Origin of the sequence: Nocardioides currus, from assembly GCF_003057875.1 — a bacterium.
Lineage (GTDB): Bacteria > Actinomycetota > Actinomycetes > Propionibacteriales > Nocardioidaceae > Nocardioides > Nocardioides currus.
On sequence record NZ_PYXZ01000003.1, the window covers coordinates 183,410 to 203,102 of the forward strand.

Below are 19,693 nucleotides of genomic sequence, written 5' to 3' on the forward strand. Positions count from 1 at the left end.
AACGGACCAGTCCACCCGCCCGGGGCAACAGCTCTGCCACGCCCGGGTGGGGCTGCGGGACCGACTCCGGCGATGCCATGATGAGCCGCATGGAGCGACTGCCTGAGCTGCTGTTCATCGCCGGCGAGTGGCGCGAGGCCAACGACGGTGCTCGATTCGCCGTCGAGGACCCGGCCGACGGCTCGACCATCGTGAAGATCGCCGACGCGGGCGAGGCCGACGCCGCCGACGCCCTCGACGCCGCCGTCGCCGCGCAGGCCGCGTGGGCCGCGACGCCGCCGCGCGAACGAGGCGAGCTCCTGCGCTCGGCGTTCGAGCTCATCACCGAGCGCAAGGACGCCTTCGCCGAGGTGATCAGCCTGGAGATGGGCAAGCCGCTGGCCGAGGCGGCCGGCGAGGTGGCCTACGGTGCCGAGTTCTTCCGCTGGTTCTCCGAGGAGGCCGTGCGCATCCACGGTCGCTGGATGTCGGCGCCCGACGGCAAGAGCCGGCTGCTGACCACCAAGCGCGCGGTCGGGCCCTGCCTGTTCGTGACGCCGTGGAACTTCCCGATCGCGATGGGCACCCGCAAGATCGGACCGGCCATCGCCGCCGGCTGCACCATGGTGGTCAAGCCCGCCGCGCAGACGCCGCTGACGATGCTCAAGCTCGCCGAGCTGCTCGACGAGGTGGGGCTGCCGAAGGGCGTCCTCAACGTCATCCCCACCACGAGCCCCGGCCCGGTGGTCAGCTCGCTGATGGCTGACGACCGGCTCCGCAAGGTCAGCTTCACCGGCTCCACCGGCGTCGGAAAGACGCTGGTCAAGCAGTCGGCGGACAACCTCCAGCGCGTGAGCATGGAGCTCGGGGGCAACGCCCCGTTCCTCGTCTTCGCCGACGCCGACCTCGACGCGGCCGTCGACGGCGCGATGCTGGCCAAGATGCGCAACATGGGCGAGGCCTGCACGGCCGCCAACCGCTTCCTCGTGCACGTCGACGTCGCGGAGGAGTTCGCCCGGAAGCTGGGCGAGCGGATGGGCGCGATGAAGGTCGGTCGCGGCCAGGACGAGGGCGTCCAGGTCGGCCCCCTCATCGACGCCAACGCCGTCGACTCGGTCAGCCAGCTGGTCACCGACGCCATCCACGACGGAGCCAAGGTCGTCGTCGGTGCCGAGCGCCCCGACGGGGCCGGCCACTTCTACCCGCCGACCGTCCTGCTCGACGTCCCGCCGGAGGCGCAGATCAACGCCGTCGAGGTCTTCGGCCCGGTCGCCCCGATCACCACCTTCACCTCCGAGGACGAGGCGATCGCCGCGGCCAACGACACCGAGTACGGCCTGGCGTCCTACGCCTACACCCGCGACCTCGACCGCACGCTGCGGCTGGCCGAGCGGCTGGAGTTCGGCATGCTCGGCATCAACACCGGCCTGGTCTCCAACCCCGCTGCCCCCTTCGGCGGCATGAAGGCCAGCGGGTTCGGGCGCGAGGGCGGCTTCGAGGGCATCGAGGAGTACCTCGAGACGACGTACGTCGCTCTGCCGGTCAGCTAGGCCTGCTCGACCGTGCCGGCGCGGGCCAGGTCCAGCGCGCGCCGGGCCAGCGGCTCGAGCAGCGCGCGGTCGGCACCGATGAGCCCGACCCGGGTGCGCCGGTCGAGCAGGTCGTCGACGTCGACGGCCCCCTCGTGGGTGACGCCGAAGACGAGCTCGGCCAGCGTGACCGGCACGTCGGCGGAGAAGGGCGCCAGCAGCTCCTCGTCGCCCAGTCCGGTCGCGGCCCGCGCGGTGTCGAGCACGAGCCGGGCGTCGGTGCCGAAGCGGCGTACGAGCCGGGCGGGCTCCTCCAGCCGGGCCAGCTCCGCGCGCGACGCGGCCCCCAGCAGCGGGGTGGTCGCGGTGACGCAGGGCGCGTCGGTCAGGCCGGCGGCGTCCACGGCGTCCTGCGCCATCCGGCGGTAGGTCGTGAGCTTGCCGCCCACGATCGTGACCACGCCGGTCGCGCTGGTGAGCACCGCGTGCTTGCGCGAGACGTCCGCCGTGGAGCCGTCGCCAGCGTCGATCAACGGACGCAGGCCGGCGAAGGCGCCGACCACGTCGCTGCGGCGCAGCGGTCGGGCGAACGCCGCCGAGACGACGTCGAGGAGGAAGCCGATCTCGGGGTCGGAGGGCGTGGGTACGTCGGGGACGTCACCGTCGACGGGTTCGTCGGTGAGGCCCACGTAGACCGTGCCGTCCGGCTGCGGGATCACCATGACGAAGCGGCTCGTCGAGCCCGGGACGGGAGCGGTGACGGTCACGCGCAGGCCGGGGAAGGTCTCGCCCCGGAGCACGAGGTGGGTGCCGCGGCTCGGGCGCAGGGTGATCTCGTCGACCAGGTCCGCGGCCCACACGCCGGTCGCGTTGACGACCGCCCGGGCCGTGATCGTGCGGGTCTCGCCGGTCAGCTCGTCGCGCAGCTCGACGCCGGTGCCGGTCGCGGACAGGACGCGGGCGCGGGTGCGGACGTGCGCCCCGTGTGCGGCCGCGGTGCGGGCGATCGTCGTGACGAGCCGGGCGTCGTCCTCGAGCTGGCCGTCCCAGGAGAGCAGTCCGCCGCGCAGGCCGTCGGTGCGCAGGCCGGGGGCGAGGCTGAGCGTCTCGGTCGCGGAGATCCGGCGCGGTCGCGGGAGCGTCTCGGCGGAGGTGCGCGCCGTACGACGCAGGACGTCGCCGGCCACGATCCCGGCCCGGGCGATGCCGGCCCCGACCCGCGAGGTGCCCGACATCAGCGGGATCAGCATCGGCATCGCGTGCGTGAGGTGCGGCGCAGTGACCTGCATCAGGATGCCGCGCTCGACCGCGCTCTCGTGGGCGACCCCGACCTGGAGACGAGCGAGGTAGCGCAGGCCGCCGTGGACCAGCTTGGACGACCAGCGCGAGGTGCCGAAGGCGAGGTCGTGCGCGTCGACGGCCAGGGTCGACAGACCGCGGGTCACCGCGTCGAGGGCGACGCCTGCGCCGGTGACGCCCAGGCCGACCACGACCAGGTCGACGTGGTCGGGCAGGTCGGCGGTGCCGTGCCCGACGCGCCGCTCGGGCGTGGCGCTCATGGCGCCAGCACCCGGGTGACCACGAGGCGGGCCTCGTCGTAGAGGTCCTCCTCGCTGACCTCGTCGTCGACCATCGTGTGCCCGCTGAGCACGAACCCGTGGGCGGCCAGCACCAGCGAGCGGGCCATCACGACCGGGTCGCCGGTGCGGATGCTCCCGTCGGCCTGGCCCGCGCGGATCGCGTCCTCGATCAGGTCGAGGAGGAGGTCCTGCGAGCGGCCGCGCCGGTTGAGGAGGTAGGGCAGGAGCAGCTCGGGGTCGAGCTCGACGATCCGCACGAACAGCTCGTTGGACCGCAGGGCGCGGACCGTGTCGAGCACCCGGTCGACGATCCCGGCCTCCGGGTCGCCGGCCGCGACGATGCCCGACCACTCGCGGGTCATCAGGTCGCCCAGCAGCTGGGACATGTCGGACCACGCGCGATAGATCGTCATCCGCGATACGCCGGCCCGACGGGCGACCTCGGTCAGGGTCGTACGACGCCAGCCGATGTCGAGGAGGCAGTCGCGGGCCGCGTCGAGGTAGGAGGCGAGGGAAGCGATCCTCGCGGCGTCCTTGTTACGAAGTGACGACATATGTCACACTGTAACATGTGACCACCCAGAACGAGATGCACCCACAGCGCTGGGGCGACCCCGCGGCTGCCTCCGCGCTGCCCGAGTCCGCGCGCGGGCTGATCGAGCTCGTCTTCGGCATCGACGAGAAGCCCAGCGCCCAGGGCGCAGTCCCGCCGGAGCCGGTCATCGGCGCCGACGGCGTCGCTGCGCTGGCCGCGGTCGTGGGCGACGAGCACGTGCTGCTCGACGACGCCACGCGCGCCCTGCGCACCCGCGGCAAGTCCACCCCCGACCTCCTGCGGGCGCGAGCCGGCGACCTGGGCGACGCCCCCGACGTGGTCGTGCGCCCGGCCGACCAGGGGGAGATCGAGCGGCTGCTCGCCGTCGCGGTCGCGCACAACCTCGCGGTCGTCCCCTTCGGTGGCGGGACGTCGGTCACCGGCGGTCTCGTGGCCGCGCGGGCGGCGTACGACGGCGTGGTCAGCCTGGACCTGGTGCGGATGAAGGCGCTCGTGTCCGTCGACCGCGAGTCGATGACGGCGACCCTCGAGCCGGGCCTGCGGGGCCCGGAGGCCGAGGCCCTGCTCTCCGAGCACGGGTTGACGCTCGGGCACTACCCGCAGTCGTTCCAGTACGCCTCGATCGGCGGCTTCGCCGCGACGCGCTCGAGCGGCCAGTCGAGCGCGGGCTACGGCCGCTTCGACGCGCTGGTCGTCGGGCTGAGCGTGGTCACGCCCTCGGGCACCATCTCGGCCGGCTCCGCGCCGGCGAGCGCCGCCGGGCCCGACCTGCGGCAGGTCTTCCTCGGCTCCGAGGGCACGCTCGGCGTCATCACCTCCGTCACGGTGCGCGTGCGCGAGCTGCCGGCTGTCAAGGAGTACGTCGGTTGGCGCTGGCCCTCCTTCGACGCCGGCGCCGCGGCGATGCGCACCCTCGCGCAGGCCGGGCTGCTGCCGACCGTCATCCGGCTCTCCGACGAGGCCGAGACCGCGATCAACCTGGCCGACCCGTCGGCCATCGGCCAGGACAACCCCGGCTGCCTGATGATCACCGGGTTCGAGGGCGCGCCGTCCGCGGTCGCGGCCCGGAGGAGGGCCGTCTCCGCGCTCCTCATCGAGCTCGGCGGCGTTGACCTCGGCGAGGAGCCGGGGGAGAAGTGGGCGCACGGGCGGTTCGACGCGCCGTACCTCCGCGACTCGCTGCTCGACGTCGGGGTGCTGGTCGAGACCCTCGAGACGGCGACGTTCTGGTCCAACCGCGCCCGGTTGTACGCCGACGTGAAGGCCGCCCTCGAGACGTCGCTCGGCGAGGGGTCGATCGTGCTGTGCCACATCTCGCACGTCTACGAGACCGGGTGCTCGCTCTACTTCACGATCGCCGCCAAGGAGCAGGACGACCCGCTGGCGCAGTGGTCCGTCGCCAAGGCGGCCGCGTCCGACGCGATGATCGCGGCCGGCGCCACCATCACCCACCACCACGCGGTCGGCACCGACCACAAGCCGTGGTTCGCGCAGGAGATCGGACCGGTCGGCGTGCAGGTGCTGCGGGCGATCAAGTCGTCCCTCGACCCGGCCGGGGTCCTCAACCCGGGAGTGCTGGTCTGATGGACGCCTTCGCCTTCCTGGTCAACCCCGCGTCCGGCGGCGGCGCCGCGCCCGAGGCGGTCGTCCCGGTGGCCCGGCACCTGCGCGAGGCCGGCGCCTCGGTCGAGGTGACCTACTCGCCCGGCCCGCACGCCGCCCAGCTCCTGGTGGCCGACGCGGTCGCCCGGGGCGACGTCGTGGTGTCGGTCGGCGGCGACGGGATGCTCTCGTCGGTCGCCGGCGCGGTGGCCCACCTCGGCGGCACCCTCGGGATCGTCCCGGCCGGCCGCGGCAACGACTTCGCCCGGATGCTCGGCCTGCCCGACGACCCCATCGCCCAGGCCGACGTCCTCCTCGCCGGTCGCCGATGCACGGTCGACCTGATCGGCTACGGCGCCGCCGACGGCCAGCGCGTCGTGGCTGGCTCCGTCTACGCCGGCGTCGACGCGCACGCCGCCGACCTCGTCGACCGCTCCCGCTACGTGCCGAAGGTCGCGCAGTATCCCCTCGCCGCGGTGCGGTCGCTGGCGACGTACACCCCGGCGCTCTACCGCCTCTCGATCGACGGCGACCGGCACGAGCTCGAGGGTGCGACGGTCGTGGTCGCCAACTCCGGGTTCTACGGCAAGGGCATGAAGATCGCGCCCGCCGCGTCGCTCGACGACGGGCTGCTCGACGTCGTCGTCATCGGCGCCGGCTCGAAGCGGAGCCTCATCCGGGCGCTGCCCAGCGTGTACGACGGCCGCCACGTCGAGCGCCACGAGGTGCACGTCTTCACCGGGCGCGAGATCACGCTGTCCGCGACGTCGCGCCGGCCGGTCCTCGTCGGCGGTGACGGCGAGAGCCTCGGCGTGCTGCCGTCAGACCCGGCCGCGCCGGTCGCGATCGCGGTGCGGCCCGGCGCGCTGAGCGTCATCTGCTGAACGACCAGACCACCAGCTCGGTGTGGTCGGTCGCGGTGAACCGGGCGCCGGGCTCGTCGACGAGGCGTACGGCGTCGCCGACCGTGACGTCCCGGCCGGGGACGAAGCCCGAGCCGAGCGCGACGAACGCGTGGGCCAGCCCGGCGTCGGGGAGGTCGACCGCCTCGCCCGGCGCGAGCCGCGCGACGGCCAGCTCGGCACCGCGGGTGCCGATGGGGAGGCCTTGCCCGCCCACCACCTGCGTCAGCCCGGGACCCGGGTCGACGTGCTCGGAGCGCCAGCGCGGCGGCGTACCCCCCTCGTCCGGGGTGATCCACGTCTGCAGGAATCGCGTGGGACCGCTGCCCGCGTCCGCCACCTCCGCGTGCCGGATGCCCGACCCGGCGCTCATCACCTGGACGTCGCCGGGGCGCAGCTCCTCGGTGTGGCCGGTGCTGTCGGTGTGCAGGAGGACGCCGTCCAGGACCCAGGTGACGATCTCGAGGTCGGCGTGCGGGTGGTCGGGGTAGCCACCGCCGGGGCGGAGCAGGTCGTCGTTGTGGCAGATCATCGGGCCGAACCCGAGGTTGGCCGGGTCGTAGTGCGGCCCGAACGAGAAGGAATGGCGCGTCAACCGGTCGTCCAGGCTTGTGGAAAACCTCTCCGATCCCGCGTACACGACGATGCCCATGGCGCTATCTTCGCGAACGTGAGTGACTTCCCCCAGCTGCCTGCCGGATTCAGGTTCGGCACCAGCACGGCGGCCTACCAGATCGAGGGCGCCGCTACCGAGGGCGGACGGGGACCGAGCATCTGGGACACCTTCGCGGCCCAGGAGGGCCGCATCCTCGACGGCAGCAGTGGCGAGGTCGCGTGCGACCACTACCACCGCTTCGAGGAGGACGTCGCCCTGATGAAGCGGCTCGGGACGAAGGACTACCGGCTGTCGCTGAGCTGGTCGCGGATCCAGCCCACCGGTCGCGGGCCAGCCAACGAGGAGGGGCTGGCCTTCTACGACCGGCTGATCGACACCCTCGTCGAGAACGGCATCGCGCCGATGGTGACGCTCTACCACTGGGACCTGCCGCAGGCGCTCGAGGACGACGGCGGCTGGCTCAACCGCGAGACGGTCGACTGCTTCGCGGCCTACGCCGCGATCGTGGCCGAGCGCTTCGCCGACCGGGTGGCGCACTGGATCCCGATCAACGAGCCCAATGTCGCCTCCTTCCTCGGCTACGCCGTCGGGACGCACGCGCCGGGTCGGACCCTGCTGTTCGACTCGCTGTGGGTGTCCCACCACATGCTGCTCGGCCACGGACGCGCGATCATCGAGCTGCGTCGTCACGGCGCGACGAGCGTTGGGTGCGCCAACAACCACGCCCCCGTGTGGCCGGCCTCCGACGACGACGCCGACGTGGGCGCGAGCAAGCTCTTCGACGCGCTGTGGAACGGGATGTTCCTCGAGCCGATGCTGCTCGGTCGCTATCCCGCGGACCTGATGCCGCTGCTCGACGGGCTGCCCGAGACGGGCGACATGGCCACGATCCGGCAGCCGCTCGACTTCTACGGCGTCAACTACTACAACCCGATGAAGGTCGCGGCCGCCGCCGAGGACGCCGAGATGCCGTTCGTGTTCCGCGACGTCCTCGGCTACCCGATCACCGACCGCGGCTGGCCGGTCGTGCCCGACGCGCTGCGCGAGTGGCTGATCATGTTCCGCGCGCGCTACCGCGCCGCGCTGCCCCCGATCGTGATCACGGAGTCCGGGGCCGCCTACAACGTCGAGCCCGACGAGTCCGGCGTGGTCGACGACCAGCTCCGCATCGACTACCTCGACGCGCACATCCGCGCCGTCGCCACGGCCATCGAGCGCGGTGTCGACGTCCGCGGCTACTTCTGCTGGTCGCTGATGGACAACTTCGAGTGGGCCGAGGGCCTGACACAGCGCTACGGCCTGGTGCACGTCGACTTCGAGACGCTGGTCCGGACGCCGAAGAAGTCCTTCGAGTGGTACTCCTCCGTCATCGCCGCCCAGCAACCCGTCGAGTCGGCGTGAACCCGGTGCCGAGTCGGCGTGAACCCGGTGCCGAGTCGGCGTGAACCCGGTGCCGAGTCGGCGTGAACCCGGTGCCGAGTCGGCGTGAACCCGGTGCCGAGTCGGCGTGAACCCGGTGCCGAGTCGGCGTGAACCCGGTGCCGAGTCGGCGTGAACCCGGTGCCGAGTCGGCGTGAACCCGGTGCCGAGTCGGCGTGAACCCGGTGCCGAGTCGGCGTGAACCCGGTGCCGAGTCGGCGTGAACCCGGTGCCGAGTCGGCGTGAACCCGGTGCCGAGTCGGCGTGAACCCGGTGCCGAGTCGGCGTGAACCCGGTGCCGAGTCGGCGTGAACCCGGTGCCGAGTCGGCGTGAACCCGGTGCCGAGTCGGCGTGAACCCGGTGCCGAGTCGGCGTGAACCCGGTGCCGAGTCGGCGTGAACCCGGTGCCGAGTCGGCGTGAACCCGGTGCCGAGTCGGCGTGAACCCGGTGCCGAGTCGGCGTGAACCCGGTGCCGAGTCGGCGTGAACCCGGTGCCGAGTCGGCGTGAACCCGGTGCCGAGTCGGCGTGAACCCGGTGCCGAGTCGGCGTGAACCCGGTGCCGAGTCGGCGTGAACCCGGTGCCGAGTCGGCGTGAACGCGGTGCCGAGTCGGCGTGAACGTCGTGGCACCGTCGCCGGTCGATAGGCTGCGGACCATGTCGAGTCGCCGGGTCGTGTTCGTGGTCGGGTCGGGTCGCAGCGGCACCAGCACCATGAGCGGGACCCTCCAGACGCTGGGGATGCACGTCCCGCAGCCCGAGGTCGCGGCCGACTCCACCAACCCGAAGGGCTTCGGCGAGCCGCAGTGGGTCGTCGACCTGCACCAGGAGCTGCTCGCCCGCACCGGCGTCCAGGTCTCCGACGCCCGGCCCCGCGCCTGGCTCGACGCGGGGAAGATCAGCGGGGACCACGCGACCCGCGACCGGGTCACCGCGTGGCTGGAGACGCAGTTCGCCGAGTCGGACGAGCTGGTCATCAAGGACCCGCGCGCGGCGTGGTTCATGGGCCTGTGGCGCGCGTGCGCCGACCGCTGCGACGCCACGTCGTCGTACGTCACGATGCTGCGCCCCGTCACCGAGGTGATCGGGTCGAAGCAGAAGTACTACGCCCAACGCACCGGCGACGTCACCCGCGCCGCCGCCTGGGTCAACATGATGCTCCACACTGAGCGGGCCACCCGCGGCGAGGCACGGCGGTTCGTGAGGTACGCCGACCTGCTGGCCGACTGGACGCAGCCGGTGTTCGCTCTGGGCGAGGCCTTCGACCTGACGGCGGTGAAGACGGCGATGGCCAACGACATCGCGCAGGTCCACCGGTTCATCGACCCGTCGCTGCGTCGCGTCACCCTGACCTGGGACGACGTGCAGGTGCCCGCCTCGCTGCGCGACCTCGCCGAGGAGACCTGGCAGACCCTCGACGGCCTCGCCGACGAGGACGGCGACACCTCGGAGGCGCACGCGCGGTGCGACCGGCTGCGCGTGGCCTACGACGAGATGTACGCCGATGCGGAGGCGTTCGCCCACTCGACCACGCTCGCCGCACGCCGCGAGGGCGCGGCGACCACGCGCCGCGAGCTGGAGCAGGCGGGCGCCCGACCCGGTGGCGGCCCGGGTGCCGGCCGGGGCGCCGACCGCGTCCCCCACTCCGTCCGCGCGCTCGTGCCCGAGGGCGCGCGCCGAGGCCTGCGCAAGGCGCTGGGCCGGGAGCGGTGAGCGGTGCCTGACATCCCCTCGCTCGAGGGCCTGCCCGACTACGACGTCACCTGGCCCTGGACCGACGGCCGGACCCTGGCCCCGGGCCTGACCTGCGTCTTCCGGGTGCGCAACGAGGCGCGCAACCTGCCGTGGGTGCTGCCGCCGATCCTCGGCGCCGTGCAGCACGTGCTGCTGGTCGACAACGGCTCGGACGACGACACCCTCGAGGTCGCACGCCGGATCGCCGACGAGTGCGGGGCCGCCGACCGGTTCACCGGCATCAGTTATCCGCACGCGGTCGCCCGCGCCGGCGGCGAGCATCTCGCCACCCCGGCCACCAGCGTCCACTCGCTGACGCACTTCTACAACTGGTGCTTCTCCCACGTCACCACGACCTACTCGATGAAGTGGGACGGCGACATGGTGCTCACGCCGGAGGGCGCCGGCATCCTGCGCGACCTGTCGTGGCAGCTCGAGTCGACACGGACGATCGTCGCGATGCCGCGCCACCCGCTGACCGTCGTCGACGAGTCGACCGGATGGCTGGACCTGTCGCTGCGCTTCCTCGAACCGTGGGTCTACCCGATGGGTCCGGAGTTCACGTTCGTGAAGGCCTTCGACTGGGAGCTGCGGGAGTATCCGCCCGCCACCGAGCGGCTGGTCCTCCAGCAGGGGCTCTGCGTGGAGGTCAAGTGGCTCGACGCCGACGAGTACGCCCACTGGCGCCGCGAGGGCGTGGACTTCACCAACACCCGCCTCTACCGCAAGCTGCGTGAGTTCGAGGTCGACGAGGCGATCCGCTCGGGTCGCCCCGAGGAGCTGGGCGGACTGGTCCGCGTCGACGCCCCGCCCGACGTCCACATCATCGACCACGTCACCCGGACCTGGCTGCGTCAGCAGCCGCGGCCCCTCGTCACGCACTCACTGCCCGCGTCCCTGCGGGAACGGGCTCCTCGATCAGGAGCTCCCTCGTGACTCATCCCCTCGATGGCTTCACCTCCCCCGAGCCCCTCCTCGTCGTCGGCGACGACCAGGCGGCCGCCGCGCAGGCCCCGGCCGGGGCCACGTTCACGACCATCGCAGCGGCCACCGACATCGGCCGCGGCTGGAAGAGCGTCCTGTGGATGACGACCGACCGGGCGTCGCTCCGGCAGCGAGCCTCCGCCCTGCCGCGGCTCGGCCAGGTGCGGGTCGTCGCCGTCTGGCTGACCGAGTCGACCACCCCGCTCGTCGTCCACCCCCGACCGGAGTGGTCCGCGATCACCAGCCTGATGGCGCGCGAGGCCGGCCGGGGCGTGCTGACCGTGCTCCGCTTCGCCGCCCCCGTCCCCGCCCACCAGGTGCTCATCGAGTGCGCCCGGCAGGCCGCCGACGGTGACCGCGGCCACGGCGGGCTCGTGGTGGGCTACGCGGGGCGCGACGCCGCCCCCGGGCTCGACGTCCGCGCGCCGTCCTTCGACCACGCGGGCGACGCGGGCGACCCGGAGCGCGACGTACCCCCGGACGTGGTGGTCTCGAGGCTCGGCGCTGGCGCGCCTCGCACCTCGACCAGCGAGGGGGCCGGTGAGCCCGCGGTCCACACCGTCATCGACCGAGCGCCCCTCGTCGTCACCGACCCCGGGCTGGAGCCGGTCGACGAGCAGGTGGTCAACCCCCGCGGCTGGCGCAAGGAGTGGGACGAGCCGGTCCGCCGCCTCGCCCCTGACCAGCCCCTGACCGAGCGCGCGATCGCCGACCTCCGCGCTGTCCAGGGCCTCGACGTCGACCTGGGCACCGCCGACCCGCGCACCGTCGCCGGGCTCGCGATGGCGGGGGTCCCGCTGCGCGCGACCGGCACCAACCCGCGGTTGAGCGACGCGCTGACCGCTGCCCTGGGCCGCACGGTCGACCTCGACGACCCCCTCGCCCGCGAGCAGCACAGCGTCACCACCCGGCGCGCCGCGCTCGACACGCACTCGACGCTCGCCTGGCGCCGCGGCCTCGCGCAGCGAGCAGGCGTGCGGTTCGTCGCGCAGCCCAGGGTCAGCGTCCTGCTCGCCACGATGCGGCCCCACCAGATGGACTTCGCCCTGCGCCAGATCGCCCGCCAGCGCGACGTCGAGCTCCAGGTCGTCCTCGGCACCCACGGCTGGACGGTCGACGAGGACGAGGTCCGCGCCAGGCTCGGGGGGCACGACGTCGTCGTACGACCCCACGACACGGACGCCTTCTTCGGCGACGTGCTCGACGACGCGGCCACCGTGGCCGACGGCGACGTGCTGCTCAAGGTCGACGACGACGACTGGTACTCGCCGTACGCGATCGGGGACCTGCTCCGCGCGCGCCGCTACACCGGCGCCGACGTCGTCGGCATGCCCAGCGAGTTCGTCTTCCTCGAGGAGCTCGGCGTCACGGCGCGCCGCAACCACCCGACCGAGATCCACAACCGTTTCGTCGCCGGCGGCACGATCATGATCGACCGCCAGCTGCTGCGCAGCGTGGGCGGCTTCCGGCGCGTGCGCCGCTTCGTCGACGCCCAGCTCCTCAACGCGGTCGAGGCGGCCGGCGGCCGGATCTACCGCACCCACGGCCTGGGCTACGTCCTCCGGCGTACGGCGAGCGGGCACACCTGGCAGTCGGACCCGGAGTCCTTCCGGACCCCCGCGATCCTCGAGCGCGAGTGGCCGGGCTTCCACCCGCCGGCGGAGCTCGTGATCGAGGACGGGGACCGGCCATGAGCCAGCCGCTGGTCCGACGCAACGAGTGGCGCGCGCTGCCGGCGCGCGACGGCTGGACCCCGACGCTGAGCGCCAGCGTCGTCATCCCGACGTGGAGCGCCGACGCGACCCTGCCGTTCGTGCTCGCCGGGCTCGCGGCCCAGACCTACCCATCCCACCTGCTCGAGGTCGTCGTCGTCGACGACGGCAACCCGACGCCGGTCAGCCTGCCCGACGTCCGGCCGGAGAACACGAGGGTCGTCCGCGTCGTCGACGGCTGGGGTCGCGCCAACGCCTGCCACACCGGCGTGCTGGCCAGCGACGGCGAGGTGGTCATGTGGCTGGACGCCGACATGCTCGCCTTCTCCGAGCACGTCGAGGCGCAGCTGCGCTGGCACCACGAGATCGACTACGCCGTCGTGCTCGGCACCAAGCGGTTCGTCGACCCCGGGCGGCTCGAAGGCCGCACGCCCGAGAACGTCCGCGACGCCGTGGCCAGCCACGAGATCGCCGGTGTCTGGGACTGGGACACCGAGGAGACCCACAAGTGGGTCGAGGGGATGTGGCGGCGCACGGACGACCTCACCCTCGCCGGTCCGCGGGCGTTCCGGGCCCACGTCGGCGCGACGGGCTCGCTGACGCGCTCGCTCTACGACGCGGCCGGCGGCATGGCGACGGACCTGCGGCTGGGCGAGGACATGGAGCTCGGGCACCGGCTCGCAGAGGCGGGCGGCGTCCTGATCCCCGAGCACGCGTCGCGCGCGTGGCACCTCGGGCGCACGCACGTCATGCAGCACCGCGACCAGATCAACCGCTACAACGACGCGTTCCTGGCCAACCTGGTGCCGACGATGCGCCCCAAGCGCAACCGGCGCGGGCGGCGCTACGACGTGCCCTACCTCGAGGTCGTGCTCGACGCCCGCTCTCGTCCGGCCGACGAGGTCATCGGCGTCGTCGACTCCGTGCTCGACTCCTCGCTCGACGACCTGCGGGTGGTGCTGCTCGGTGACTGGGCGGAGCTGACCGATGCGCGCCAGTCCCCCCTCGGCGACCCGCAGCTCGAGACCCGGATCGTGCACCGGACCTACGCCGGCGACCAGCGCGTGGCGCTCCTCGGCGAGCTGCCGGCGGGCCGGTGCCCGTCGCCGTGGCGGCTCACGCTCGACGGCGTCGCGCTCGCCCCGGAACCCCCGACGCTCGAGGCGCTGCTCGACGACCTCGAGGCGCACCACGACGGGGCCGCCGTGATCGACGGCGTCGGCCGCCTCGTGCGCACCGCGGCCGCCGAACGCGTGCTCCGGGTCCAGACCGAGGTCAGCGACGACGCGCTGCACGCGGCGTACGGACTGGTGAGGCTCGGCGCCGACGGCTGGCTGCCGACCGCCGAGCGGGACGTGCCGCGCTACGAGGGCAAGATGAAGCCGCCGGTGGAGCGGGAGAGCGGCGAGAAGAAGGGACTCTTCGGGCGCCTGCGCTGAGTCGAGTGCGCACGCATGTGCGAAACACGACCGTCAGCGCACTCGACCCCGCGGAAGCGGGAGTGGGTGGCCTCAGTCGGAGCCGAAGAGATCGCGCGTGTAGACCTTCTCGCGCACGTCCTCGAGCTCGTCGGCCATCCGGTTGGCCACGATGACGTCGGCCTTCGCCTTGAACTTGTCGAGCTTCTTGTAGACCTTCGAGCCGAAGAACTTCCCGTCCTCGTCGAGCTGGTCGGCGGTGAGCTCGGGCTCGAAGACGACGACCTTGATGCCCTTGGCCTTGATCCGCTTCATGATCCCCTGCACCGACGACTCGCGGAAGTTGTCGGAGCCGGCCTTCATCAGCAGCCGGTGGATGCCGACGACCTTGGGCTGGCGGTCGAGGATGTCGAAGGCGACGAAGTCCTTGCGCGTGGTGTTGGCGTCGACGATCGCGGTGATGAGCGTCTGCGGGACCTCGGAGTAGTTGGCGAGCAGCTGGCGCGTGTCCTTGGGCAGGCAGTAGCCGCCGTACCCGAACGACGGATTGTTGTAGTGCGTGCCGATGCGCGGGTCGAGCCCGACGCCGTCGATGATCTGGCGCGAGGAGAGGCCGCGCGAGATCGCGAACGAGTCGAGCTCGTTGAAGAACGCGACGCGCATCGCGAGGTAGGTGTTGGCGAAGAGCTTGATCGCCTCGGCCTCGGTGGGGGCGGTGAAGAGGAGGGGTACGTCGTCGACGTCGGCGCCCTTCACCAGCAGCTCGGCGAAGCGACGGGCGCGGGTCGAGTCCTCGCCGACGACGATCCGCGACGGGTTGAGGTTGTCGTGCAGCGCACGGCCCTCGCGCAGGAACTCGGGGCTGAAGATCACCTGGTCGGTGCCGAGCCGGGCGCGGACGTCCTCGATGAACCCGACGGGGATCGTCGACTTCACGACCATCGTCGCCTCGGGCGCGAGCCGTGCGACGTCGGCGATCACGGACTCGACCGAGCCGGTGTTGAAGTAGTTGGTGACCTCGTCGTAGTTGGTCGGCGTCGCGATGATCACGAACTCCGCGCCGGCGTAGGCCTCCGCGGGATCCGTGGTGAAGGTCAGCGCGAGGTCCTCGTGCTCGAGGAAGCGCTCGATGTCCTCGTCGTGGATCGGGCTCCGGCCCTGGCGCAGCCCCTCGACGCGTGCCTCGTCGAGGTCGAGGCCGACGACCTCGTTGTCGCGCGCGAGCAGGCAGGCCATGGACAGTCCGACGTAGCCGAGGCCGGCGACAGCGATCTTGGTGGTCACCGGAGCATCATCCCTGACTGGCCGGACAGCGCGGTGGCCATGCGGCGAACAATCTCCGTCAGCCGCTCGGGCGAGGTCGCGATGTTGAGGCGCACGTGCCCGGCCGAGCCGGGGTGGTAGTCGTGCCCGGGCGCGAGCCTGACCTTCCCGCGGTTGAGGCAGGTCGCCGCCGGGTCGCGGTGGCCGTAGGCGCGCAGGTCGAGCCACGCGAGGTACGTCGCCTCGAGCGGTCGCGTCCGGGCGTCCGGGAGGTGCTCGGCGAGGAGGTCGGCCAGGAGCGTGCGCTGCTGGTCGAGCCGCTCGATCAGTGCGGCCAGCCACGGGTCGCCCAGGTCGTACGCCGCGACGCTGGCCACGACGCCCAGGGTCGACCACGAGTCGTTGCGGGTCATCGGGGCGGCGAAGATCCGGTCGCGGGTCGCGTCGTCGCCGGTGACGAGCTGGGCGCACTTGAGTCCGGCGGTGTTGAAGGCCTTGGACGCGGCGACGAGCGCGACGGCGTGGTCGGCGGTGCCGTCGAGGCTGAGGTAGGGCACGTGCTCCGCGCCGGGCAGCACGAGGGGCGCGTGGATCTCGTCGCTGATCACGCGTGCGCCGTACCTCACGACGACGTCGCGGATGCGCTCGAGCTCGGCCCGGGTGAACACCCGCCCCCATGGGTTGTGCGGCTGGGTGAGGACCAGCGTGCGCGCCCCGTCGCGCAGCGCGGCTTCGAGCGCGTCGAGGTCGATGCCGGCGCGCTCGCTGTCGGGGTCGAGGACGAGGTCGACCCGCTCGCGGCCGGTGATCTCGGCGAGGTCGAGCTGGGGCGGGTAGGCCGGCACCGGCAGCACGACCGGCGCGTCCTCGCTGAGGACGTCGAGCGCGAGGCGCATCCCCTGCGAGACGTCGACGACCGGGACGACGTGGTCGGGGTCGACGGTGTGGCCGACGTGCCGCTGCGCCCATTCGGAGTAGGCGCGACCGAGCTCGCCGCCCGACTCGTACGGCGGGTAGCCGGTCCGGCTCGCCCGCACCGCGTCCACGAGCGCGTCGGTGAGGACGTCGGCCGTCGCGTAGTCCATCTCCGCGACCCAGGCGGGGATCACCCCCGGCTCGGTCTGTCCCCACTTGAGGACCAGGGCGGCGCGGGCTTCGTCGTCGGTGAGGTCGCGGATCACGCTCTCGACCCTAGGGGCCGGACCCTCGGATGGTGCGCCCGCGGAGACACGCGGGCGATGCTCCCCCGGAGCGGGCGTCGGCACGCTCAGCTCGGCCCGCCGGCCTGACCAATGCCCGCGCGCCTACGCGGAGCTGATCGTTTGCCGCGTCTCGCTACGGTCCGATCATGGGAATGATGAAGAAGGTCGCCGCCCTCGGAGTGGCCAAGAAGGTCTACGACGAGGCGCGCAAGCCCCACAACCAGGCCAAGATCAAGCAGGCCGTGCAGCAGGTGAGGAACCGTCGCAGCCAGGGTCGCTCCTCCTGAGGCAGGGGTCGGTTCAGGGCTGATCCCGATGGTCCGGGGCGAGGCGAGGGAGCACGCTGGTGGGACCAGTCCAGCCACGGAGGAACACCATGACCGAGATCCGATCCACCCTCGCCCAGCAGGGCCTCATCCGTCCTCGTGACGGCAAGATCCTCGGCGGCGTGTGCGCCGGGGTCGGTCGGCGGTTCGGCCTGACACCGTGGATCTCGCGGCTGCTGTTCGTGCTGCTGCTGATGGTGGTCCCGGGCAGCCAGCTGCTGATCTACCCGGTGCTGTGGATCCTGATGCCGGCGGAGGAGAACGTCTTCCCGGAGGCCGGCCCCTCGGCGTACCCCGCCGCCTGACCGCCCGCCTATGCTCGCGTGATGACCATCACGCAGGCCACCGAGATCACGCACGCGGCGATGCTGGGCCTGGGGGTCTACCGGCCCGAGCGCGTCGTCACCAACGACGAGATATGCGAGGTCCTCGACTCGAACGACGAGTGGATCCAGACCCGCTCCGGCATCAGGACCCGCCGGTTCGCCGGTGAGGGCGAGGGCCTGCTCGACATGGCGACCACCGCCGCCGAGCGGGCGCTCGCCGTGTCGGGCGTCGGCATCGACCAGGTCGGTTGCGTGATCGTGGCGACCTCGACGCATCCCGAGCACACGCCGGCCTCCGCGCCGCAGGTCGCGACCCGCCTCGGGTCGACGGCCGCGGCCTTCGACGTCTCGGCGGGATGCGCCGGCTTCTGCCACGCGCTCGGCCTCGCGTCCGCGATGGTCCGCTCCGGCGCCGAGACGCACGTGCTGGTGATCGGCGTCGAGCAGCTCAGCAAGTTCATGGACCCGACCGACCGCGGGACGGCGTTCATCTTCGCCGACGGTGCGGGCGCGGTCGTCGTGGGTCCGGCCGACGCGACCGGGATCGGCCCGACGGCGTGGGGCTCGGACGGTTCGCAGGCGCACGTGATCACGCAGACGCCGAGCTGCCTCGGCGGTCACCAGGTCGAGGACCCGGTCGTGCAGATGGAGGGTACGGCGGTCTTCCGCTGGGCGCCGTTCGCGATGGCCGACGTGGCGCACCAGGCGCTGGCCGCGGCGGGCGTCGGGGTCGACGACCTCGACGCCTTCGTCCCGCACCAGGCGAACCTCCGCATCACGCAGACCCTGTCGCGCAACATCAAGCTCCCCGAGACCGTCGCCGTCGCCACCGACGTCGTCGACTCGGGCAACACCTCCGCCGCCTCCGTCCCGCTCGCGATCGAGGCGATGCTGCGCAAGGGCGAGGCGAAGGCGGGCGACCTCGCGCTGCTGATCGCGTTCGGGGCCGGACTGAGCTACGCCGGCCAGGTCGTCACGCTGCCGCCGATCGAGTGACGAGACGCTAGGACCTCATCAGCCGTCGCCCTCGGTGCACCGCAACGGCCGCCAGCGCCGTACACACCCCGGCGGCGACGATGCCGCGCGGCAGCTCGCCGCGGGACCGGCGGCTGAGGAGAGCGCGGCCGGACTGGCTGGAGAGCACCGATCCGTTGCTCTGGTGCGACAGCGCCGAGCCCGAGCTCTGGTGGGACAGCACGCTCGCGACCGACATCGACGACCCGATCGACACGGCCGACGCGAACGAGAAGAGGCTGCCGACCGACGCGAACGAGGCGGCGCTGCCGATCGACAGCACCGAGTCCTGCGAGCAGATCGACAGGATGGAGTTCTCGGACCAGAGGGACCACACGCCTCGCAGCGTAGACCCGCTCACTCGTCGCGATTGGCCCACGCGGCGGCGCCGACCCCGAACAGCACCGGCCACAGGGCCAGCCGCTCGAGCCCACCGGAGACCGCGGAGTCCTCGCCCGACACGATGAACCCGATCGCGGCCGCGGCCGTCACGACGCCGGTCGCCGCGAGCGCCCTGGCCAGCCACGGGCGCCGGTGCTTGAGCCGGTGCCCGAGGGCGAGGAGGGCGAGCGGCTGCGCCACGAACAGCGGCGTCGCGGCGATCGCGTGCAGGGTCGCTTCCTGGTCGAGCGGCGCCAGACCGGTGGCCACCGAGCTCAGTCCGGAGACGACGAGCAGCCCGGTCGCGACCGGACCCATCGTGCGCGCGGACAGGGCCGCGCCCCCGGCCAGCAGTGCGCCGTACCCGATGAAGGAGCCGTTCATCACCTCGTGCCGCGGGGAGCAGTACGCCGCCGCGCAGCCGACCTCGCCGAGCTTGCTCACCGAGTCGGCGAGGAAGCTGTAGCCGCCCGTCGTCGCGGCGGCGGTGACGACCTCGGTCGCGATGTAAGTCGGGCGGACGAGCAGGGCGAGGGCGCCGAGGCGCGCGGCAGTCGAGGTCACGGGCACAACGTAGACCGCGCCGAGTCACACATCGCTCGCGCGCTTCGTCAACCAGTCGAGAGCACACCCACCGACCGGACGAAGGAGACGACCATGAGCACCACCGAGAACGGGTTCACCGACGAGGAACGGGCCGCCATGAAGGCGCGGGCCGGCGAGGTGAAGGCCGCACGTGGGCGCGGGAGCAACAAGCAGGCCGCCGAGGCGCAGGCCGTCCTCGACGCCATCGCCGCGCTGCCGACCGAGGACCGCACGCTGGCCGAGAAGCTGCACGCGCTGGTGTCCGAGGTGGCGCCGGAGCTGACCCACAAGACGTGGTACGGGATGCCGGCCTACTTCAAGGACGGCAAGATCCTCTGCTACTTCAAGGCCGCGGGGAAGTTCAAGACCCGCTACGCGCAGTTCGGCTTCGAGGACGCCGCCCAGCTCGACGACGGCAACGTCTGGCCGACCGTCTTCGCCGTCACCGACCTGTCCGACGCCGACCTCGCATCGATCGGCGAGCGGGTGCGCACGGCCGTCGGCTGAGCAGCTCGCAAACAGATGCAACCTGCCGTGGGGTGGTCGCGTCCTGACGATGACAAC

19 protein-coding genes are annotated in these 19,693 nt (G+C 72.5%); 12 read left to right on the forward strand and 7 right to left on the reverse strand.

The window, feature by feature from the left end:
• Positions 1-89: 89 nt before the first annotated feature.
• Positions 90-1,529, forward strand: a complete 1,440-nt coding sequence (locus C7S10_RS09695) for an NAD-dependent succinate-semialdehyde dehydrogenase (protein ID WP_423802710.1) — start codon at positions 90-92, stop codon at positions 1,527-1,529.
• Here the strand turns inward: C7S10_RS09695 and C7S10_RS09700 are convergent.
• Both C7S10_RS09700 and C7S10_RS09705 read right to left on the reverse strand, forming a co-directional pair.
• Complete coding sequence (locus tag C7S10_RS09700) at positions 1,526-3,067, reverse strand: glycerol-3-phosphate dehydrogenase/oxidase (RefSeq protein WP_108344230.1); 1,542 nt, start codon at positions 3,065-3,067, stop codon at positions 1,526-1,528. The two genes, C7S10_RS09695 and C7S10_RS09700, sit on opposite strands and share 4 nt — an antisense overlap.
• A complete protein-coding gene (locus C7S10_RS09705; protein WP_108344231.1) occupies positions 3,064-3,642 on the reverse strand; it encodes a TetR/AcrR family transcriptional regulator in 579 nt (192 codons plus the stop codon). The genes C7S10_RS09700 and C7S10_RS09705 overlap by 4 nt, the downstream gene beginning before the upstream one ends.
• Positions 3,643-3,659: 17 nt before the next feature.
• Here C7S10_RS09705 and C7S10_RS09710 point away from each other — a divergent pair, with 17 nt between their 5' ends.
• Both C7S10_RS09710 and C7S10_RS09715 read left to right on the forward strand, forming a co-directional pair.
• Entirely contained in the window at positions 3,660-5,228 is a 1,569-nt protein-coding gene (locus C7S10_RS09710) for an FAD-binding oxidoreductase (protein WP_243395295.1), read from the forward strand.
• Positions 5,228-6,130, forward strand: coding sequence for a diacylglycerol/lipid kinase family protein (locus C7S10_RS09715; protein ID WP_108344232.1), 903 nt, complete (start codon positions 5,228-5,230; stop codon positions 6,128-6,130). Before C7S10_RS09710 ends, C7S10_RS09715 begins: the two co-directional genes overlap by 1 nt.
• On the opposite strand, the gene C7S10_RS09720 is transcribed toward C7S10_RS09715, so the two are convergent.
• The gene (locus tag C7S10_RS09720; RefSeq protein ID WP_108344233.1) at positions 6,120-6,800 is read right to left on the reverse strand and encodes a pirin family protein; all 681 of its coding nucleotides are present in this window, start codon (positions 6,798-6,800) and stop codon (positions 6,120-6,122) included. The two genes, C7S10_RS09715 and C7S10_RS09720, sit on opposite strands and share 11 nt — an antisense overlap.
• Before the next feature lie 18 nt (positions 6,801-6,818).
• Between C7S10_RS09720 and C7S10_RS09725 the strand changes: the two genes are divergently transcribed.
• The 5 genes from C7S10_RS09725 to C7S10_RS09745 all read left to right on the forward strand — a co-directional run bounded on the left by C7S10_RS09725 (position 6,819) and on the right by C7S10_RS09745 (position 14,053).
• On the forward strand, positions 6,819-8,165 hold the full coding sequence (locus tag C7S10_RS09725; RefSeq protein WP_243395296.1) for a GH1 family beta-glucosidase: 1,347 nt from the start codon (positions 6,819-6,821) through the stop codon (positions 8,163-8,165).
• A gap of 676 nt (positions 8,166-8,841) precedes the next feature.
• The gene (locus tag C7S10_RS09730; RefSeq protein ID WP_108344235.1) at positions 8,842-9,897 is read left to right on the forward strand and encodes a sulfotransferase family protein; all 1,056 of its coding nucleotides are present in this window, start codon (positions 8,842-8,844) and stop codon (positions 9,895-9,897) included.
• Positions 9,898-9,900: 3 nt separating this feature from the next.
• Positions 9,901-10,854: a glycosyltransferase family 2 protein gene (locus C7S10_RS09735; RefSeq protein WP_108344236.1), complete on the forward strand. Its 954-nt coding sequence runs from the start codon at positions 9,901-9,903 to the stop codon at positions 10,852-10,854.
• Positions 10,851-12,596 carry a hypothetical protein gene (locus C7S10_RS09740; protein WP_108344237.1) on the forward strand — a complete coding sequence of 582 codons (1,746 nt, stop codon included), beginning with the start codon at positions 10,851-10,853 and terminating at the stop codon, positions 12,594-12,596. Before C7S10_RS09735 ends, C7S10_RS09740 begins: the two co-directional genes overlap by 4 nt.
• Positions 12,593-14,053: a glycosyltransferase family 2 protein gene (locus C7S10_RS09745; protein WP_108344238.1), complete on the forward strand. Its 1,461-nt coding sequence runs from the start codon at positions 12,593-12,595 to the stop codon at positions 14,051-14,053. Before C7S10_RS09740 ends, C7S10_RS09745 begins: the two co-directional genes overlap by 4 nt.
• Positions 14,054-14,125: 72 nt before the next feature.
• Here the strand turns inward: C7S10_RS09745 and C7S10_RS09750 are convergent, their stop codons facing one another.
• Positions 14,126-15,316, reverse strand: coding sequence for a nucleotide sugar dehydrogenase (locus C7S10_RS09750; RefSeq protein ID WP_108344239.1), 1,191 nt, complete (start codon positions 15,314-15,316; stop codon positions 14,126-14,128).
• Positions 15,313-16,476 carry a MalY/PatB family protein gene (locus C7S10_RS09755; protein ID WP_108344240.1) on the reverse strand — a complete coding sequence of 388 codons (1,164 nt, stop codon included), beginning with the start codon at positions 16,474-16,476 and terminating at the stop codon, positions 15,313-15,315. Before C7S10_RS09755 ends, C7S10_RS09750 begins: the two co-directional genes overlap by 4 nt.
• Before the next feature lie 167 nt (positions 16,477-16,643).
• Here C7S10_RS09755 and C7S10_RS22185 point away from each other — a divergent pair, with 167 nt between their 5' ends.
• The 3 genes from C7S10_RS22185 (at position 16,644) to C7S10_RS09765 (ending at position 18,145) form a co-directional block, all read left to right on the forward strand.
• Positions 16,644-16,784, forward strand: coding sequence for a hypothetical protein (locus tag C7S10_RS22185; protein ID WP_165807102.1), 141 nt, complete (start codon positions 16,644-16,646; stop codon positions 16,782-16,784).
• Between the two features lie 89 nt (positions 16,785-16,873).
• On the forward strand, positions 16,874-17,128 hold the full coding sequence (locus tag C7S10_RS09760; protein WP_108344241.1) for a PspC domain-containing protein: 255 nt from the start codon (positions 16,874-16,876) through the stop codon (positions 17,126-17,128).
• Between the two features lie 21 nt (positions 17,129-17,149).
• Positions 17,150-18,145 (forward strand): beta-ketoacyl-ACP synthase III, encoded by a 996-nt coding sequence (locus C7S10_RS09765; RefSeq protein WP_108344242.1) that lies wholly within the window; start codon positions 17,150-17,152, stop codon positions 18,143-18,145.
• Positions 18,146-18,152: 7 nt separating this feature from the next.
• Here the strand turns inward: C7S10_RS09765 and C7S10_RS22525 are convergent, their stop codons facing one another.
• Together C7S10_RS22525 and C7S10_RS09775 are read right to left on the reverse strand one after the other, a co-directional pair.
• Positions 18,153-18,500, reverse strand: a complete 348-nt coding sequence (locus C7S10_RS22525; RefSeq protein WP_207769318.1) for a hypothetical protein — start codon at positions 18,498-18,500, stop codon at positions 18,153-18,155.
• Between the two features lie 20 nt (positions 18,501-18,520).
• Entirely contained in the window at positions 18,521-19,108 is a 588-nt protein-coding gene (locus C7S10_RS09775) for a DUF998 domain-containing protein (protein WP_165807103.1), read from the reverse strand.
• Positions 19,109-19,201: 93 nt separating this feature from the next.
• Here C7S10_RS09775 and C7S10_RS09780 point away from each other — a divergent pair, with 93 nt between their 5' ends.
• Positions 19,202-19,636 carry an iron chaperone gene (locus C7S10_RS09780; protein ID WP_108344244.1) on the forward strand — a complete coding sequence of 145 codons (435 nt, stop codon included), beginning with the start codon at positions 19,202-19,204 and terminating at the stop codon, positions 19,634-19,636.
• Positions 19,637-19,693: the final 57 nt, after the last annotated feature.

Excerpts from the sequence above, each read along its gene's own strand:
- C7S10_RS09745 (WP_108344238.1), top strand. The coding sequence starts at position 12,593 with ATGAGCCAGCCGCTGGTCCGACGCAACGAGTGGCGCGCGCTGCCGGCG.
- C7S10_RS22185 (WP_165807102.1), top strand. The coding sequence starts at position 16,644 with ATGGGAATGATGAAGAAGGTCGCCGCCCTCGGAGTGGCCAAGAAGGTC.
- C7S10_RS09695 (WP_423802710.1), top strand. The coding sequence starts at position 90 with ATGGAGCGACTGCCTGAGCTGCTGTTCATCGCCGGCGAGTGGCGCGAG.
- C7S10_RS09720 (WP_108344233.1), bottom strand. The coding sequence starts at position 6,800 with ATGGGCATCGTCGTGTACGCGGGATCGGAGAGGTTTTCCACAAGCCTG.
- C7S10_RS09700 (WP_108344230.1), bottom strand. The coding sequence starts at position 3,067 with ATGAGCGCCACGCCCGAGCGGCGCGTCGGGCACGGCACCGCCGACCTG.
- C7S10_RS09705 (WP_108344231.1), bottom strand. The coding sequence starts at position 3,642 with ATGTCGTCACTTCGTAACAAGGACGCCGCGAGGATCGCTTCCCTCGCC.
- C7S10_RS09730 (WP_108344235.1), top strand. The coding sequence starts at position 8,842 with ATGTCGAGTCGCCGGGTCGTGTTCGTGGTCGGGTCGGGTCGCAGCGGC.
- C7S10_RS09760 (WP_108344241.1), top strand. The coding sequence starts at position 16,874 with ATGACCGAGATCCGATCCACCCTCGCCCAGCAGGGCCTCATCCGTCCT.
- C7S10_RS09715 (WP_108344232.1), top strand. The coding sequence starts at position 5,228 with ATGGACGCCTTCGCCTTCCTGGTCAACCCCGCGTCCGGCGGCGGCGCC.
- C7S10_RS09780 (WP_108344244.1), top strand. The coding sequence starts at position 19,202 with ATGAGCACCACCGAGAACGGGTTCACCGACGAGGAACGGGCCGCCATG.
- C7S10_RS09765 (WP_108344242.1), top strand. The coding sequence starts at position 17,150 with ATGACCATCACGCAGGCCACCGAGATCACGCACGCGGCGATGCTGGGC.